This is a genomic window from Oleiphilus sp. HI0117 (assembly GCF_001635235.1).
The window spans coordinates 1-1148 of the sequence record NZ_LWGA01000162.1; the positions used below are offsets into that span (position 1 = coordinate 1).

Annotated in this window: 1 protein-coding gene; it reads right to left on the reverse strand. The window is 42.9% G+C overall.

Annotated features, from left to right (window positions below; all coding sequences use genetic code 11):
• Nucleotides 1-1148: TonB-dependent receptor domain-containing protein (locus A3757_RS26145; protein ID WP_197469660.1), on the reverse strand; the 1148-nt coding region annotated here is incomplete at both ends.

Consider the following 1148-nt stretch of genomic DNA (forward strand, 5'->3'; position numbering starts at 1 on the left):
CAAAAATATTATTCACGTTTATATACATAGCACGTTCGCCTTCGCCTGATTTAGAGTCGAAGTGTTTAAGAAGGCTGAGGTCAGTACGAAAATAATCATCTGCATCCTCTGGCGCAATTTGCGTCACCTCTAGCGTTGTCGGGTTTGTCGAGGTTATATAGTCACCCTCACTATAGTTGAGCATTGCTCTTTGTTTGATTGATAGCTCGATATTGCTATCAGCAAGTAGGTAGTTACCCTGAAGTGTAAAAATCCACTGTGGGAAAGCTAAATAATCACTATTGAGTTCTTTATTCTCGCTTCGAACATAGCTACTGCTGCCAACTAACTCAAACCTCTTGAACTGTTTTCGACCAGAAAGCTCAACACCATAAGACTCATTTCTACCTGTGTTGAAATATTTCTGAGAAGAGCCCGTTGTTGGCACTAAAACGATGCCTTCTTTCCAGCGACTTGAAAACAGAGTTAACTCTGTAGAATAGTCATTAGCGAGAAAATGATTGACCCACTCAATCGTATCAATTTCCTCTGGTTTGATGCTCTCGTTTGCTTCAATTGCCTGAACAGAGCCAAATCTCTCAATTGCTGTGGGCGCTCTAAAAGCGTGGCCGTAAAGAAGCTTGGAGCTATAGTTTTCATTGACTTTGACAATGAGCCCTGCTCTTGGCGAAAGGTGAGAGCCGACATCTGAGTAATCGTCTGCTCTGAGACCATAGACAGCATGCAGTTTGTCATTAAATAAGCCTGTCTTGGCTTGGAATAGTGCATACCTAATGTGTCGTTTAGAATTCTTATAAGGGTTGTCTTGATCAACAAGGGTGCTGCCATTTAAGTCGATCCGGGAGTAGTTGCTACCGTTGACGATAAATCGGTCATAACCAGCACCGAGAACCCATTGCGTTGAGGCTTCAGGCGATTTGCCTTTTAACTGAAGTTTCGCGCCACTACGTTGCTCATTTGTAGATTGATAGAGTGTGTGAGGGCAGTAAAGAGGGTTATTGGTCGTATTGGTTCCATCTTTACAGTCAAAAGAAGTGATTGGTATATCGTTAGGCGCGTACACGAGGCTTATCGGGTAGCGTGCATTGTCAAATGACCATTCTTGCTTACTCTGCCAATGATAGATTTGAGTGCCCAGTTCAATGCTA